Annotated in this window: 13 protein-coding genes and 1 tRNA gene; all 14 read left to right on the forward strand. The window is 55.7% G+C overall.

Annotated features, from left to right (window positions below):
- A partial coding sequence (locus tag ARC85_RS19055; protein WP_502688017.1) for an EF-Tu C-terminal domain-related protein occupies window positions 1-121 on the forward strand: 121 nt, incomplete at its 5' end.
- Window positions 122-165: 44 nt separating this feature from the next.
- Window positions 166-241, forward strand: a tRNA-Trp gene (locus ARC85_RS19060).
- A gap of 33 nt (window positions 242-274) precedes the next feature.
- Window positions 275-643, forward strand: a complete 369-nt coding sequence (gene secE / locus ARC85_RS19065; protein ID WP_011784235.1) for a preprotein translocase subunit SecE — start codon at window positions 275-277, stop codon at window positions 641-643.
- 12 nt (window positions 644-655) lie between these two features.
- Window positions 656-1,189 carry a transcription termination/antitermination protein NusG gene (gene nusG, locus ARC85_RS19070; RefSeq protein WP_011784236.1) on the forward strand — a complete coding sequence of 178 codons (534 nt, stop codon included), beginning with the start codon at window positions 656-658 and terminating at the stop codon, window positions 1,187-1,189.
- A gap of 117 nt (window positions 1,190-1,306) precedes the next feature.
- Window positions 1,307-1,738 carry a 50S ribosomal protein L11 gene (rplK, locus tag ARC85_RS19075; protein ID WP_011784237.1) on the forward strand — a complete coding sequence of 144 codons (432 nt, stop codon included), beginning with the start codon at window positions 1,307-1,309 and terminating at the stop codon, window positions 1,736-1,738.
- Window position 1,739: 1 nt separating this feature from the next.
- Window positions 1,740-2,438, forward strand: coding sequence for a 50S ribosomal protein L1 (rplA, locus tag ARC85_RS19080; RefSeq protein WP_014420482.1), 699 nt, complete (start codon window positions 1,740-1,742; stop codon window positions 2,436-2,438).
- Between the two features lie 219 nt (window positions 2,439-2,657).
- A complete protein-coding gene (rplJ, locus tag ARC85_RS19085; RefSeq protein WP_014420483.1) occupies window positions 2,658-3,188 on the forward strand; it encodes a 50S ribosomal protein L10 in 531 nt (176 codons plus the stop codon).
- A gap of 40 nt (window positions 3,189-3,228) precedes the next feature.
- Window positions 3,229-3,603: a 50S ribosomal protein L7/L12 gene (rplL, locus tag ARC85_RS19090; RefSeq protein WP_011784240.1), complete on the forward strand. Its 375-nt coding sequence runs from the start codon at window positions 3,229-3,231 to the stop codon at window positions 3,601-3,603.
- 242 nt (window positions 3,604-3,845) lie between these two features.
- Window positions 3,846-7,922, forward strand: coding sequence for a DNA-directed RNA polymerase subunit beta (gene rpoB, locus ARC85_RS19095; protein WP_011784241.1), 4,077 nt, complete (start codon window positions 3,846-3,848; stop codon window positions 7,920-7,922).
- Between the two features lie 76 nt (window positions 7,923-7,998).
- Entirely contained in the window at window positions 7,999-12,213 is a 4,215-nt protein-coding gene (gene rpoC, locus ARC85_RS19100) for a DNA-directed RNA polymerase subunit beta' (RefSeq protein ID WP_011784242.1), read from the forward strand.
- A 166-nt stretch (window positions 12,214-12,379) separates the two neighbouring features.
- Window positions 12,380-12,754 carry a 30S ribosomal protein S12 gene (rpsL, locus tag ARC85_RS19105; RefSeq protein WP_008174844.1) on the forward strand — a complete coding sequence of 125 codons (375 nt, stop codon included), beginning with the start codon at window positions 12,380-12,382 and terminating at the stop codon, window positions 12,752-12,754.
- 115 nt (window positions 12,755-12,869) lie between these two features.
- Complete coding sequence (gene rpsG / locus ARC85_RS19110; RefSeq protein ID WP_011784243.1) at window positions 12,870-13,340, forward strand: 30S ribosomal protein S7; 471 nt, start codon at window positions 12,870-12,872, stop codon at window positions 13,338-13,340.
- An 18-nt stretch (window positions 13,341-13,358) separates the two neighbouring features.
- On the forward strand, window positions 13,359-15,464 hold the full coding sequence (gene fusA / locus ARC85_RS19115) for an elongation factor G (RefSeq protein ID WP_014420485.1): 2,106 nt from the start codon (window positions 13,359-13,361) through the stop codon (window positions 15,462-15,464).
- Window positions 15,465-15,498: 34 nt separating this feature from the next.
- Window positions 15,499-15,746: GTP-binding protein (locus ARC85_RS19120; RefSeq protein WP_286715888.1), on the forward strand; the 248-nt coding region annotated here is incomplete at its 3' end.

Consider the following 15,746-nt stretch of genomic DNA (forward strand, 5'->3'; position numbering starts at 1 on the left):
CAACGTGAAAATGACCGTCACCCTGATCGCTCCGATCGCCATGGAAGATGGCCTGCGCTTCGCGATTCGCGAAGGTGGTCGTACCGTTGGTGCCGGCGTGGTCGCCAAGATCATCGAGTAACCTTCGGGTTACTCGTTTGTTGTTGCGCTGAGTTGTTTCGGTGCAGGCCAGTAGCTCAATTGGCAGAGCAGCGGTCTCCAAAACCGCAGGTTGGGGGTTCGATTCCCTCCTGGCCTGCCATTTTTCAACATCCGGATACATAAGCTGATTCCTATGGAGTCAAAAGCCGTTCAGTCGACCAGCCGTTTCGATGCTCTGAAATGGCTGGTTGTTTTTGTTCTGATTGCCGTTGGTGTGGTTGGTAATCAGTATTTTAGTGCCGAGTCTGTGCTGTATCGGGTTCTGGCTCTTGTTGGGCTGGGTCTTGTTGCTGCATTTGTTGCGCTGCAGACCGAGCGTGGCCGTCGTTTTGCCACCCTGTTGAAGGAAGCACGCGTAGAGATCCGGAAAGTCGTTTGGCCCACCAGGCCTGAGCTGGTTCAGACCACGATTATTGTTGTGGTGTTTGTTCTGGTTGTGGCTCTGATCTTGTGGGGTATGGATTCGCTGATCAGCTGGCTGGTCGCCGGCTTCATCGGCTAACGGGAGTGGGCAATGGCTAAACGCTGGTACGTCGTTCATGCGTATTCTGGCTTTGAAAAGCACGTAATGCGCACTCTGAAGGAGCGTGTGGCGCTCGAAGGCATGGAAGACAAGTTTGGCGAGATCCTGGTTCCGACCGAGGAAGTCGTCGAAATGCGCGATGGCAAGAAGCGCAAGAGCGAGCGCAAGTTCTATCCCGGGTACGTATTGGTCCAGATGGAAATGGATGATGCCTCATGGCATCTTGTCAAGAATACTCCTCGGGTACTCGGCTTCATTGGTGGTACCAAGGACAAGCCGGCACCCATTACCGAGCGCGAGGCTGAGGCAATCCTGCGTCGTGTAGAAAGCGGTGCTGACAAGCCCAAGCCGAAGACCTTGTTCGAGCCGGGTGAGATTGTGCGCGTTGTTGAAGGTCCGTTTGCAGACTTCAATGGCGTTGTTGAGGAAGTCGACTACGAGAAGAGTCGAGTTAAGGTTGCGGTCCTGATCTTTGGCCGTTCAACTCCGGTAGAGCTGGAGTTTGGTCAGGTCGAGAAAGACTGAGCGTAGCCTGAAAACCTGAGAGCTCGCGCGCCACGGCGACGCGGGCTTTTTGTGTCTGCTGAAGGCAGTTATATAAACGGGGAGCCGAAAGGCGTCAGAACCCACAGGAGAACTATCATGGCAAAGAAAATTGAAGCCTATATCAAGCTTCAGGTTGCTGCCGGTCAGGCCAACCCGAGTCCCCCCGTTGGTCCGGCCCTGGGTCAGCGCGGCGTAAACATCATGGAATTCTGTAAGGCCTTCAATGCCAAGACTCAAGGCATGGAGCCGGGCTTGCCGATTCCGACTGTCATCACTGTATACAGTGATCGCAGCTTTACCTTTATTACCAAGACCCCGCCGGCGCCGGTGCTGCTGAAAAAAGCGGCTGGCATCAAGAGCGGTTCCGGTCGTCCGAACACGGACAAAGTGGGTACGGTAACCCGTGCTCAGCTGGAAGAAATTGCCAAGACCAAAGAGCCGGATCTGACTGCTGCCGACATGGAAGCAGCGGTTCGTACCATTGCCGGAACTGCCCGCAGCATGGGCCTGAACGTGGAGGGTCTGTAAGATGGCAAAGCTGAGCAAGCGTCAGAAGCTGATTCGTGAAAAAGTAGACTCTACCCGTGCCTACACCGTTGATGAGGCGGTAGCACTGTTGGCCGAGCTGGGCCAGAACGTCAAGTTCAAAGAGTCTGTAGACGTGGCCGTTAACCTTGGTGTTGATGCGCGTAAATCTGACCAGGTCGTACGTAGCAGCACTGTTCTGCCGCACGGTACTGGCAAGACTGTTCGTGTAGCTGTGTTCACTCAGGGTGCCAATGCCGAGAAAGCCACTGCTGCCGGGGCAGACGTGGTAGGTATGGATGATCTGGCTGACGAAGTGAAAAAAGGCAATATGGACTTCGACGTGGTTATTGCCACTCCGGATGCCATGCGTGTGGTTGGTCAGCTGGGCCAGATCCTTGGTCCGCGCGGCCTGATGCCGAACCCGAAGGTTGGTACTGTAACTGCAGACGTTGAGACTGCGGTCAAGAACGCCAAAGCCGGCCAGGTTCGCTACCGTACTGATAAAAACGGCATTATCCACGCTCCGCTGGGTAACGTTGAATTCTCTGCGCAGAACATCAAGGAAAACCTTGAAGCTCTGGTGGCAGATCTGAAAAAGGCCAAGCCTGCATCGTCGAAGGGTGTGTATCTGAAGAAGATCACCATCTCTTCCACGATGGGTCCTGGCCTGACTATCGATCAGGGTACTCTGAGCATCTGAGGCTCTGAGCGGTAGTTACTTTGTAGTCTGGGCGGAAGCCAAGGCTGTCAAAGACCGCAGGCCCCCGCAGCGCCCTCTTGAAGGGCGCCTCAAGGGTTAAAGCAACGCCTGCGCAGACGGTGTGACGACGTTCTCTCTGAACCCAAACACCGTTAGGCGTCCCGCGAGGGACATAGATGGGTTTGCTGGCATAAGCCGGCGAAATCGAGGAGAAAACCAGTGGCAATTAGACTCGAAGACAAGAAAGCGATCGTCGCTGAAGTCAACGAGACTGCTGGTACTGCTCTGTCTGTGGTTTTGGCTGACTACCGTGGTGTCACCTCCGGTGACATGACGGCGCTGCGTGCCAAGGCTCGTGCCGAAAACGTGCGTCTGAAGGTTGTTCGTAACAACCTGGCAAAGATCGCGATTCGTGGTACCGAGTTCGAGTGCATTGATCCGGCGCTGGTTGGTCCGACCATTCTGGCTTTCTCAATGGAAGATCCGGGTGCCGCTGCGCGCCTGCTGAAGGATTTTGCCAAAGAGAAAGAGGCGTTCGAAATCAAGGGTCTGGCTGTCGGCGGTGAGCTGATGGGTGCAGAACAGATTGATCGCCTGGCTACGCTGCCGACGCTGCACGAAGCGTTGACCAAGCTGGCCATTGTTACACAGGCACCAGTTACCAAGCTTGCACGTACCCTGAACGATATTCCGGGCAGGATCACACGTGTTGTAGCTGCAGTCCGGGACCAGAAGCAAGACGCTGCTTGATTCTGTTGAACACCATTTTTTACATTTTTGGGAGAAAGTCATGGCTCTGTCTAAAGACGATATTTTGAATGCAATTGCTGAAATGAGCGTAATGGAAGTTGTTGAGCTCGTAGAAGCAATGGAAGAGAAGTTTAACGTTTCTGCTGCTGCCGCTGTTGCTGCCGCTCCGGCTGCTGCCGCTGCTGGCGAAGCCGCCGAAGAGAAGACCGAGTTCGACGTAGTTCTGACCGGCGCTGGCGAGAAGAAAGTAAACGTTATCAAGGCCGTTCGTGAACTGACTGGCCTGGGTCTGAAAGAAGCCAAGGAAATGGTTGACGGCGCACCTTCTACTGTTAAGGAAGGCGCAAGCAAGGACGAGGCTGAAGAAGCCAAGAAGAAGCTTGAGGAAGCAGGCGCTTCTGTTGAGCTCAAGTAAGAGTCGGCTGTTGATCGACACCGTGCGTTAAGCATGGACGGGCTGGTGGCTTCGTGCCACCGGCCTTTTTCTGTTGTATATGCTATAGAGTCTGGTGTGCAATTGCAGGTTGATGTCAGATCTATAACCTACAGCCAGAGTCTTGTTCAAGACGGCGCGATAAGCCGAGCAACTCGGCCCCGAAGCAGAACATTTGATTGCTTCTTGATACCAGGTATCAGGTCTAAAGCTGGGGAATGCAGATGACTTACTCCTACACTGAGAAAAAGCGGATTCGCAAAGACTTTAGTAAATTGCCTTCCGTGATGGAAGTCCCCTATTTGCTGTCTATTCAGCTGGATTCGTTCCGGGACTACCTCCAAATGGAAACTGCGCCTGAAGACCGCCGGGAAACTGGTCTTCATGCAGCATTCAAATCCGTATTCCCGATCGTCAGTTATTCTGGCAACGCCGCGCTCGAGTATGTGAGCTACCGAATCGGCGAGCCAGTCTTTGACGTCAAGGAATGTCAGCTCAGGGGCGTAACTTACGCCGCGCCGCTACGGGTGAAGGTCCGCCTGATCATTTATGATAAGGAATCGTCCAACAAGGCGATCAAGGACATCAAAGAGCAAGAAGTCTACATGGGCGAAATGCCCCTGATGACCGAGAACGGTACCTTTGTTGTTAACGGTACCGAGCGCGTTATTGTTTCCCAGCTCCACCGTTCACCTGGTGTGTTCTTCGATCACGACAAGGGTAAGACCCATTCCTCCGGCAAGCTGTTGTACTCAGCCCGGGTGATTCCTTACCGTGGGTCCTGGCTGGACTTCGAGTTCGATCCGAAGGACGCCGTGTTCGTTCGTATCGACCGCCGTCGTAAGCTGCCCGCCTCCATTCTGTTGCGTGGTCTGGGCTATACCTCCGAGCAAATGCTCGAGATGTTCTTTGAAACCAGTAAGTTCAGCCTGGGCGCGGAAGTGTGCAAGCTGGAGCTGGTACCAAGCCGTCTGCGGGGCGATATCGCAACCTTCGACATCAAAGACAATGACGGCAACGTGATTGTTGAAGAAGGCCGCCGGATAACTGCCCGTCACATCAAGCAGCTGGAAAAAGCCGGTATCACCGAGCTGGAAGTACCGACCGAGTATCTCTACGGTCGTGTCCTGGCCAAGGACATGATCGATCAGTCTACCGGCGAAGTGCTGGTAGAATGCAACACCGAACTCACCGAGGAAGTGGTTACCAAGATCCTTGATGCCGGTGTTAAAGACATTGAAACCCTGTACACCAACGACCTGGATTGCGGTCCGTTCATGTCGGATACCCTGCGTATCGACCCGACCCGCACCCCGCTCGAAGCGTTGGTGGAAATCTACCGCATGATGCGCCCGGGCGAGCCGCCTACCAAGGAATCTGCGGAGAATCTGTTTAACAACCTGTTCTTCTCCGAAGAGCGTTACGATCTGTCCGCCGTTGGCCGGATGAAGTTGAATCGTCGCCTGGGCCGGGAAGAAAGCACCGGCGAAGGCACGCTGACGCACGACGATATCATCGACGTACTGAAGACTCTGATTGCCATTCGTAACGGCCAGGGCCAGGTGGATGACATTGATAACCTGGGCAACCGTCGTGTGCGTTGCGTGGGTGAAATGGCCGAAAACCAGTTCCGTGTTGGTCTGGTGCGTGTTGAGCGTGCGGTTCGTGAGCGTCTGAGTCTCGCCGAAAGCGAAGGCCTGATGCCGCAGGACCTGATCAACGCCAAGCCGGTTGCGGCCGCTGTGAAAGAGTTCTTTGGCTCCAGTCAGCTGTCCCAGTTCATGGATCAGAACAACCCGTTGTCCGAGGTTACCCACAAGCGTCGTATTTCCGCGTTGGGCCCAGGTGGTCTGACCCGTGAACGCGCTGGCTTCGAAGTCCGTGACGTACATCCGACCCACTACGGCCGCGTGTGCCCGATCGAAACTCCGGAAGGCCCGAACATCGGTCTGATCAACTCGCTGGCAACCTACGCCCGGTCCAACTCCTACGGCTTCCTTGAGAGTCCGTACCGGAAGGTGGTCGATGGTGTGGTGACCGACGAGGTGGTTTACCTCTCAGCGATTGAAGAGAGCAACTACGTGATCGCCCAGGCCAGCGCCGCTACCGATGAAGGCAAGCGTCTGACTGATGAGCTGGTTACGGTGCGTCACCAGAACGAATTTACCGTAGCGCCTCCGGAAGCGGTTAACTTCATGGACGTATCTCCGCGCCAGGTTGTATCGGTCGCGGCGTCTCTGATCCCGTTCCTGGAGCACGACGATGCCAACCGGGCCCTGATGGGTGCGAACATGCAGCGTCAGGCGGTGCCGACCCTGAAGTCGCAGGTGCCTTTGGTGGGTACCGGTGTTGAGCGCACGGTGGCTCAGGACTCTGGCGTGTGTGTTACTGCGCGTCGCGGTGGCGTGATCGAAAGCGTGGATGCGGCACGTATCGTGGTTCGCGTCAACAACGAAGAAACCGAAGCCGGTGATGCAGGTGTGGATATCTATAACCTCACCAAGTACACCCGCTCCAACCAGAACACCTGTATCAACCAGCGTTCTATCGTGCGTCAGGGTGACGTGATTGCCCGTGGCGATGTGTTGGCGGATGGTCCTTCTGTGGATCTGGGTGAGCTGGCTCTGGGTCAGAACATGCGCATCGCGTTCATGCCCTGGAACGGTTACAACTTTGAGGACTCCATTCTCATCTCCGAGAAAGTGGTTCAGGAAGACCGTCTGACCACCATCCACATTCAGGAACTGACCTGTGTGGCTCGTGATACCAAGCTGGGCAGCGAAGAAATCACCGCAGATATTCCGAACGTGGGTGAAAGCGCACTGTCCAAGCTGGATGAGTCTGGCATTGTCTACATCGGCGCTGAAGTGGGCCCCGGCGACATTCTGGTTGGTAAGGTAACGCCGAAAGGCGAAACCCAGCTGACCCCGGAAGAGAAGCTTCTGCGTGCCATCTTTGGTGAAAAAGCGTCTGACGTTAAGGACACATCTCAGCGTGTGCCGACCGGTACCCGTGGTACGGTCATTGACGTTCAGGTCTTCACCCGTGACGGTATCGAGAAAGATGCCCGAGCGCTTTCGATCGAGAAAGAGCAGCTGGACAAGTACCGTAAGGACCTGAAAGACGAGTACCGCATTGTTGAAGGTGCGACGTTCGAGCGTCTGATGGCCGCTCTGAAAGGTCAGGAAGTGATCAGTGGTCCTGGCCTGAAAAAGGGTGCGAAGCTGGAAGAAGCCTACCTGGCGGAACTGCCGCGAGCCGACTGGTTCAAGCTGCGCATGAAAGACGAAGCTTTGAACGAGTTGCTGGAGAAATCCGAGCAGGGCCTCGAGGATCGCAAGAAAGAGCACGAAGCTCGCTTTGACGACAAGAAGGGCAAGCTTCAGCAGGGCGACGATCTGGCTCCTGGCGTACTCAAGATTGTTAAGGTTTACCTGGCAATCAAACGTCGTATTCAGCCGGGCGACAAGATGGCTGGCCGTCATGGTAACAAGGGTGTTATCTCTGCGGTTATGCCGATTGAAGACATGCCCTACGACGAGTTTGGCAATACCGTCGATATCGTTCTGAACCCGCTCGGTGTACCGTCGCGGATGAACGTTGGTCAGGTGCTTGAAACTCATCTGGGTGCTGCGGCTAAAGGCCTGGGTGAGCGGATCAGCCGCATGCTTGATGAGCAGCGCAAGGTGGCTGAGCTTCGCAAGTTGCTGGACGAGATCTACAATCATTCGGACGAAGTGTTCAAGGTTGACCTTGACAGTCTGACTGACAAAGAGATTTTCGAGCTGTGCAACAACCTGCGTGGTGGCGTTCCCATGGCAACACCGGTCTTCGATGGTGCCAAGGAAGCCGAGGTGAAGAGAATGCTTGAGTTGGCTGGCCTGGATACTACTGGTCAGACCAAGCTCTATGACGGCCGTACCGGCGATGCGTTTGATCGTCCGGTAACTGTTGGCTATATGTACATTCTCAAGCTGAACCACCTGATCGACGACAAGATGCACGCTCGTTCTACCGGCTCTTACAGCCTGGTTACCCAGCAGCCGCTGGGTGGTAAGGCTCAGTTCGGTGGTCAGCGCTTCGGTGAGATGGAAGTCTGGGCTCTGGAGGCATACGGTGCCGCCTATACCCTGCAGGAAATGCTCACCGTCAAGTCTGACGACGTAAACGGTCGGACCAAGATGTACAAGAACATTGTCGATGGCGATCATCGTATGGAGCCGGGCATGCCTGAATCCTTCAACGTTCTTGTCAAGGAAATCCGCTCGTTGGGTATCGACATCGAGCTGGAATCCGAGTGAGCCGAATTGTTTTTGGCAGCGTGAGCGGGCACTCCGTGTGCCCGCCCGAGATTAACGCCATCCGGAGCTTTAACTGATGAAAGATTTGCTGAATCTTCTCAAGAGCCAGAATCAGAGCAAGGAATTCGACGCCATCCGCATTGGCCTGGCGTCGCCTGACATGATTCGTTCCTGGTCTTTTGGCGAAGTAAAAAAGCCTGAGACCATTAACTACCGTACCTTCAAGCCGGAGCGTGACGGTCTTTTCTGTGCCAAGATCTTCGGCCCGATCAAGGACTACGAGTGTCTGTGCGGAAAATACAAGCGCCTCAAGCACCGCGGTGTCATTTGTGAAAAGTGTGGTGTCGAGGTTGCCCTGGCGAGCGTTCGTCGTGAGCGCATGGGCCATATTGAGCTGGCCAGCCCGGTCGCCCATATCTGGTTCCTGAAGTCGCTGCCGTCCCGCATCGGTCTGATGCTGGACATGACCCTGCGTGACATCGAGCGGGTTCTGTACTTCGAGAGCTTTATTGTTATCGATCCGGGCATGACCACTCTGGAGAAGGGCCAGCTGCTGAACGATGAGCAGTATTACGAAGCCCTGGAAGAGTTTGGTGACGAGTTCGACGCCCGCATGGGTGCGGAAGCCGTCAAGCAATTGCTGGAAGACATCGATCTGCAGGCAGAAGTTGACGCGCTGCGCGAAGAAATTCCGCAGACCAACTCCGAAACCAAGATCAAGAAATTCAGCAAGCGCCTGAAAATTCTGGAAGCGTTCCTGTATTCCGGTAACAAGCCAGGCGACATGGTCATGACCGTGCTGCCGGTTCTTCCGCCGGACCTGCGCCCCCTGGTTCCGCTGGATGGTGGCCGTTTTGCCACTTCCGACCTGAACGACCTGTACCGTCGGGTGATCAACCGGAACAACCGTCTCAAGCGCCTTTTGGAGCTGAATGCTCCGGACATCATCGTGCGTAACGAGAAGCGGATGTTGCAGGAAGCTGTGGATGCCCTGCTGGACAATGGCCGTCGTGGCCGTGCCATCACCGGCACCAACAAGCGCCCGCTGAAGTCCCTGGCTGACATGATCAAGGGTAAGCAGGGTCGTTTCCGTCAGAACCTGCTGGGTAAGCGTGTTGACTACTCCGGCCGTTCGGTGATCGTGGTAGGTCCGTACCTGCGCCTGCATCAGTGCGGTCTGCCGAAGAAAATGGCTCTGGAGCTGTTCAAACCGTTCATTTTCTCAAAGCTTGAGCACCGCGGACTGGCGACCACGATCAAGGCCGCCAAGAAGATGGTCGAGCGTGAGGAAGGCGTGGTCTGGGATATCCTGGATGAGGTCATCCGTGAGCATCCGATCCTGCTGAACCGTGCGCCGACCCTGCACCGTCTGGGTATCCAGGCGTTCGAGCCGGTTCTGATCGAAGGTAAGGCCATTCAGCTGCACCCGCTGGTGTGTGCGGCCTACAACGCTGACTTCGATGGTGACCAGATGGCGGTACACGTACCGCTGACTCTGGAAGCCCAGCTCGAAGCCCGCGCGTTGATGATGTCTACCAACAACGTGTTGTCGCCCGCCAACGGCGAGCCCATTATCGTACCGTCTCAGGACGTGGTACTGGGGCTGTACTACATGACCCGTGAGCGTCACGCCGCTCTGGGTGAAGGTATGGTCTTTGCTGACGTCAAGGAAGCCCATCGCGCTTACGGTGCCGGTCAGGTTGACCTGCAGGCGAAGGTTAAGGTTCGGGTCAAGGAAGTTGCGGTTGACGAAGACGGTAACCGTACCGAGAGCTTCCGCATTGTCGATACCACCGTTGGTCGCGCTCTGCTTTACGATATCGTGCCGGACGGCCTGCCGTTCGAGATCGTCAACAAGCCGATGGTGAAGAAGGCGATTTCCAACCTGATCAACACCTGTTACCGGGATGCTGGTCTGAAAGACACGGTCATCTTCGCTGACCAGTTGATGTACATGGGTTACCACTACGCAACCCGTTCCGGTATCTCGATCGGCTTTAACGATTTCGAGATTCCGCCGGAGAAGTACGAGCTGGTGGATGCAGCCTCCGACGAAGTAAAGGACATCGAAAACCAGTACGCATCCGGTCTTCTGACCCAGGGTGAGAAGTACAACAAGGTGATCGACATCTGGTCCCGTGCCAACGACAAAGTGTCCAAGGCAATGATGGAGCGTCTGTCCAAAGAGCAGGTTATTGGCCCTGATGGCCAGCCAGTGAAGGGCGAAGACGGTGAAGACCTGATGCAGGAGTCCTTCAACTCCGTCTACATGATGGCCGATTCCGGTGCGCGGGGTTCCGCCGCCCAGATCCGTCAGCTGTCCGGTATGCGTGGTCTGATGGCCAAGCCGGATGGTTCCATCATCGAAACGCCGATTACGGCTAACTTCCGTGAAGGTCTGAACGTACTCCAGTACTTCATCTCGACTCACGGTGCTCGTAAAGGTCTGGCGGATACTGCACTGAAGACCGCGAACTCCGGTTACCTGACCCGCCGTCTGGTTGACGTGTCTCAGGATCTGGTGGTGACCGAGGAAGACTGTGGTACCGATGAAGGTCTGCTGATGACGCCGCACATCGAAGGCGGCGACGTGGTTGTGCCGCTGGGCGACCGGGTTCTGGGTCGTGTGACGGCTCGCGATGTGTTCACGCCGACTGACAAGGACAACGCCGTTGTTCCTGCGGGCACACTGCTCGACGAAAAGACCGTCGAAATGGTTGAGCGCGCGGGTGTAGACGAAATCTGGGTACGCTCTGCGATTACCTGTGAGACCCGTCACGGCATCTGTTCCAAGTGTTACGGCCGTGATCTGGCCCGTGGCCACCAGGTGAACGTGGGCGAAGCGGTAGGTGTTATCGCTGCCCAGTCCATCGGTGAGCCTGGTACCCAGCTGACCATGCGTACCTTCCACATTGGTGGTGCCGCGAGCCGGGCGTCTGCGGTAGACAATATCCAGGTGAAGCATGGTGGTACGGTACGCCTGCACAACCTGAAGTCGATCGAGAAAACCGACGGTTCGCTGGTGGTGGTATCCCGTTCCTCCGCGCTGGCCATTGCCGATGAGCAGGGGCGTGAGCGCGAGTGGTACAAACTGCCGTACGGTGCCGTGCTGTCTGTGAAGAACGGTGATCAGGTAGAAGCTGGTGTTGTGGTTGCCAAGTGGGATCCGCACACGCACCCGATCATCGCGGAAGCGAAGGGTACCGCCAAGTTCGTCAACATGGAAGAGGGCATTACTGTCCGTACCCAGGCTGACGAGCTGACCGGTCTGTCCACGATGGAAGTGATTGACCCGAAAGAGCGTCCGGCTGCGGGTAAGGACATTCGTCCGGCCATTCAGTTGGTCGACGACTCGGGAGAGGAAGTGGAGCTGCCCGGGGGCGGTACCGCGATCTTCTTCCTGCCGGCCAACGCTCTGGTAACCATGGCGAATGGTGCCAAGATCGAGCTGGGTGATGTGGTCGCCCGTATTCCGCAGGAAAGCTCGAAGACCCGGGACATCACCGGTGGTCTGCCTCGGGTTGCCGACCTGTTCGAGGCCCGTCGTCCGAAAGAGTCCGCGATCCTCGCGGAGATCAGCGGGGTGGTTTCCTTCGGTAAAGAGACCAAAGGCAAGAAGCGCCTGGTGATCACGCCGAAGGATGACGATGCCTATGAGGTTCTGATTCCGAAGCATCGCCAGCTCAACGTGTTCGAAGGTGAAACCGTTGAAAAGGGTGAGGTGATCTCGGATGGTCCGTCCAACCCGCACGACATCCTGCGTCTGCTGGGTGTGGTCGAGCTGGCCAAGTACATCACCAACGAAATCCAGGACGTGTACCGTCTGCAGGGCGTTGTCATCAACGATAAACATATCGAGGTTATCGTTCGCCAGATGCTGCGCAAGGTGGAAATCACCGATCCGGGTGATACCACTCTGCTGTCGGGCGACCAGGTAGAAATTACCCAGGTGATGGAAGAGAACGAGAAGGCGAATGCGGCAGACAAAGAGCCTGCACGCTTCGAGCGTCTGCTGCTTGGTATCACCAAGGCATCGTTGGCGACCGAGTCCTTCATCTCTGCGGCCTCGTTCCAGGAAACCACCCGGGTTCTGACCGAGGGTGCGGTGACTGGCAAGCGGGACTACCTGCGCGGTCTGAAGGAAAACGTGGTGGTAGGGCGTCTGATTCCGGCCGGTACAGGTCTTGCCTATCACAACGAGCGCCGTCGCAAGCGTGACCTGGAAGAGCAGGGCGTGACTGCGGCCGATGTTGAAGAAGCTCTGAGCGCCGAACTTAACCGCGAAAGCTGAGTTCGCGCGCGCCACCCTCGGGGTAGATACCTACCTCCAGGGTGGTTAAAAAGAGATCAGTCATCTTGACTGACTCGGGACGCAAGCTTAAACTTGCGTCCCTTAAATTTTACCCCCTGCATTGGGGGTAAGTTTCATTGGTATGGTTTTTTTGGAGTTTGCTTACATGGCAACGATTAATCAGTTGGTGCGTAAGCCTCGTAAGCGCAAGGTAGCCAAGAGCGACGTTCCCGCGCTCCAGGCTTGCCCTCAGCGCCGTGGTGTGTGCACTCGTGTATACACCACTACGCCGAAGAAGCCGAACTCAGCACTGCGTAAAGTGTGCCGTGTTCGTCTGACTAACGGCTACGAGGTTTCCTCATACATTGGTGGTGAAGGTCACAACCTTCAGGAGCACAGTGTTGTGCTGATCCGGGGCGGTCGAGTAAAAGACCTTCCGGGTGTGCGCTATCACACTGTTCGCGGTACTTTGGACACCCAGGGTGTACAGAACCGTAAGCAGGGCCGCTCCAAGTACGGTGCAAAACGACCCAAGTCCTGATGTCCCGAGCGGGTGTCTTTTATCGTTGCTTGTCAGAACGGTAAGAGTAAGGCTGAGTAGCAGATGGCTATCTCAGGGGTTCCTGAAGACCTTTTAGATATATAAGGGCTTATCGATGCCTAGAAGAAGAGTTGCAGCTAAGCGGGAAATTATTCCCGATCCGAAATTCGGCAGTGCACGTCTTGCCAAGTTCATCAACCACGTGATGGAAAGCGGTAAGAAGTCTGTTGCAGAGCGCATTGTTTATGGCGCGCTCGATATTGTTGCCGAGAAATCCAAGGAAGAGCCGATCGAAATGTTCGAGAAGGCCCTGGAGAACATCCAACCGATGGTGGAAGTAAAATCCCGTCGCGTGGGTGGTGCTACTTACCAGGTGCCTGTAGAAGTACGGCCTTCCCGTCAGAACGCGCTGGCTATGCGCTGGCTCGTCGAATACTCACGGAAGCGTGGTGAGAAGTCCATGGCGCAACGTCTGGCCGGCGAAATTCTTGACGCGGCAGACAGCAAAGGTGCCGCGGTGAAGAAGCGCGAAGACGTGCATCGTATGGCAGAAGCCAACAAAGCATTCTCTCACTTCCGTTTCTAACAAGCCGAGGTTTATATCGTGGCACGCAAGACTCCTATCAAACGTTACAGAAACATTGGTATCTGTGCGCACGTGGATGCGGGCAAGACCACTACAACCGAGCGTATTCTTTACTACACCGGTCGTAGTCACAAAATGGGTGAAACCCATGACGGCGCTTCCACTACAGACTGGATGGAGCAGGAGCAGGAGCGTGGTATCACCATCACGTCTGCCGCTGTTACAACCTTCTGGCAGGGTATGGACAAGCAATACCCCGAGCACCGCATCAACATCATCGACACACCGGGGCACGTTGACTTCACTATCGAAGTAGAGCGTTCTCTGCGGGTTCTCGACGGTGCGGTCGTTGTATTCTGTGGTTCTTCCGGTGTTGAGCCGCAGTCCGAGACTGTATGGCGTCAGGCCAACAAGTATGAAGTTCCGCGCATGGTGTTCGTCAACAAGATGGACCGTGCCGGCGCTAACTTTATGCGCGTTGTTGAGCAGATCCGTAACCGTCTGGGCGCGACCACTGTGCCCATCCAGCTGCCGATCGGCGCGGAAGACGATTTCGAAGGCATCGTTGACCTGCTGCGCATGAAGGCTATCTACTGGAACGAAGCTGACCAGGGCATGACCTACGAGCTTCGCGACATTCCGGAATCCATGAAGGCTGAAGCCGAGAAGGCTCGCGAGCAGATGATTGAAGCTGCTGCCGAAGCCAACGAAGAGTACATGGACAAGTACCTGGAAGGCGAAGAGCTGACCTACGAAGAGATCAAGAAAGGTCTGCGCGATCGTACCATCGCCAACGAAATCGTTCTGGCGACCTGTGGTTCCGCGTTCAAGAACAAGGGTGTGCAGGCGGTACTTGATGCCGTTATCGAATTCCTGCCGGCTCCGGATGAGGTTAAAGCCATCCGCGGTGAGGTTGACGACGAAGGTACAGAAGAGACTCGTCCGGTTGACGACGATGCGCCGTTCGCTGCTCTGGCGTTCAAGATCGCCACCGATCCGTTCGTGGGCACGCTGACCTTCTTCCGTGTTTACTCCGGTAAGCTGGAATCTGGTAATGCCGTGTTCAACTCGGTTAAAGGCAAGAAAGAGCGTGTGGGCCGTATGGTTCAGATGCACGCCAACGACCGTGAAGAGATCAAGGAAGTTCTGGCGGGCGACATCGCCGCTGCCATTGGCCTGAAGAACGTGACCACCGGTGACACCCTGTGTGACGAGAACAACAAGATTGTTCTGGAGCGCATGGAGTTCCCTGAGCCGGTTATCTCTGTGGCGGTTGAGCCGAAGTCCAAGGCTGACCAGGAGAAGATGGGTGTGGCGCTGGGCAAGCTGGCCCAGGAAGATCCTTCGTTCCGTGTTCGCACCGACGAAGAGTCCGGTCAGACCATCATCTCTGGTATGGGTGAGCTTCACCTGGACATCATCGTTGACCGTATGCGTCGCGAGTTCAAGGTTGAGGCCAACATCGGTAAGCCTCAGGTGGCTTATCGTGAGTGCATCCGTAAGCCGGTTGATGTTGAAGGTAAATTCGTTCGTCAGTCTGGTGGTCGCGGTCAGTACGGTCACGTAAAAGTGAAGTTGGAGCCGCTGCCTCTGGATGATGAAGATGCTGAAAACTTCATCTTCGTGAACGAGATCGTTGGTGGTGTGGTTCCCAAGGAATACATTCCGGCGGTTCAGCAGGGTATCGAGGAGCAGATGCAGAACGGCTGTCTGGCCGGCTATCCGCTGCTGGGTATCAAGGCGACGCTGTACGATGGTTCCTATCACGACGTCGACTCCAACGAAATGGCGTTCAAGATCGCTGGTTCCATGGCGATGAAGAAAGGCGCCCTCGAAGCAAATCCTGCCCTTCTTGAGCCGATCATGAAGGTTGAGGTTGTTACCCCTGAAGATTACATGGGTGACGTTGTTGGCGACCTGAACCGTCGTCGCGGCCTTGTGCAGGGTATGGATGAAGGCCCGGCGGGCAAGGTCATCCGTGCTGAAGTTCCGTTGTCGGAGATGTTCGGTTACGCCACCGACCTGCGTTCTGCAACACAGGGTCGGGCGTCTTATGCGATGGAGTTCTCCCGCTATATGGAAGCTCCTTCGAACATTGCCGAAGCGATCATTAAAAAGGGTTGATCCCAGGACTTAAGAAACAGGAAGAGGTGTAACCGTGTCCAAAGCAAAGTTTGAGCGTAACAAGCCGCACGTAAACGTGGGCACCATCGGTCACGTTGACCATGGTAAGACCACTCTGACAGCCGCCCTGACTCGTGTATGTCACGAAGTATGGGGCACTGGCGAGAGCCGTGCTTTCGATCAGATCGATAACGCACCGGAAGAGCGTGCGCGTGGTATTACCATCGCGACCTCTCACGTAGAGTACGATTCTCCGACCCGTCACTACGCCCACGTAGACTG

The sequence above is a fragment of the Marinobacter sp. tcs-11 genome, from assembly GCF_002049515.1.
GTDB lineage: Bacteria > Pseudomonadota > Gammaproteobacteria > Pseudomonadales > Oleiphilaceae > Marinobacter > Marinobacter nauticus.

Excerpts from the sequence above, each read along its gene's own strand:
- secE (WP_011784235.1), top strand. The coding sequence starts at position 275 with ATGGAGTCAAAAGCCGTTCAGTCGACCAGCCGTTTCGATGCTCTGAAA.
- nusG (WP_011784236.1), top strand. The coding sequence starts at position 656 with ATGGCTAAACGCTGGTACGTCGTTCATGCGTATTCTGGCTTTGAAAAG.
- rplK (WP_011784237.1), top strand. The coding sequence starts at position 1,307 with ATGGCAAAGAAAATTGAAGCCTATATCAAGCTTCAGGTTGCTGCCGGT.
- rplA (WP_014420482.1), top strand. The coding sequence starts at position 1,740 with ATGGCAAAGCTGAGCAAGCGTCAGAAGCTGATTCGTGAAAAAGTAGAC.
- rplL (WP_011784240.1), top strand. The coding sequence starts at position 3,229 with ATGGCTCTGTCTAAAGACGATATTTTGAATGCAATTGCTGAAATGAGC.
- rpoB (WP_011784241.1), top strand. The coding sequence starts at position 3,846 with ATGACTTACTCCTACACTGAGAAAAAGCGGATTCGCAAAGACTTTAGT.
- rpoC (WP_011784242.1), top strand. The coding sequence starts at position 7,999 with ATGAAAGATTTGCTGAATCTTCTCAAGAGCCAGAATCAGAGCAAGGAA.
- rpsL (WP_008174844.1), top strand. The coding sequence starts at position 12,380 with ATGGCAACGATTAATCAGTTGGTGCGTAAGCCTCGTAAGCGCAAGGTA.
- rpsG (WP_011784243.1), top strand. The coding sequence starts at position 12,870 with ATGCCTAGAAGAAGAGTTGCAGCTAAGCGGGAAATTATTCCCGATCCG.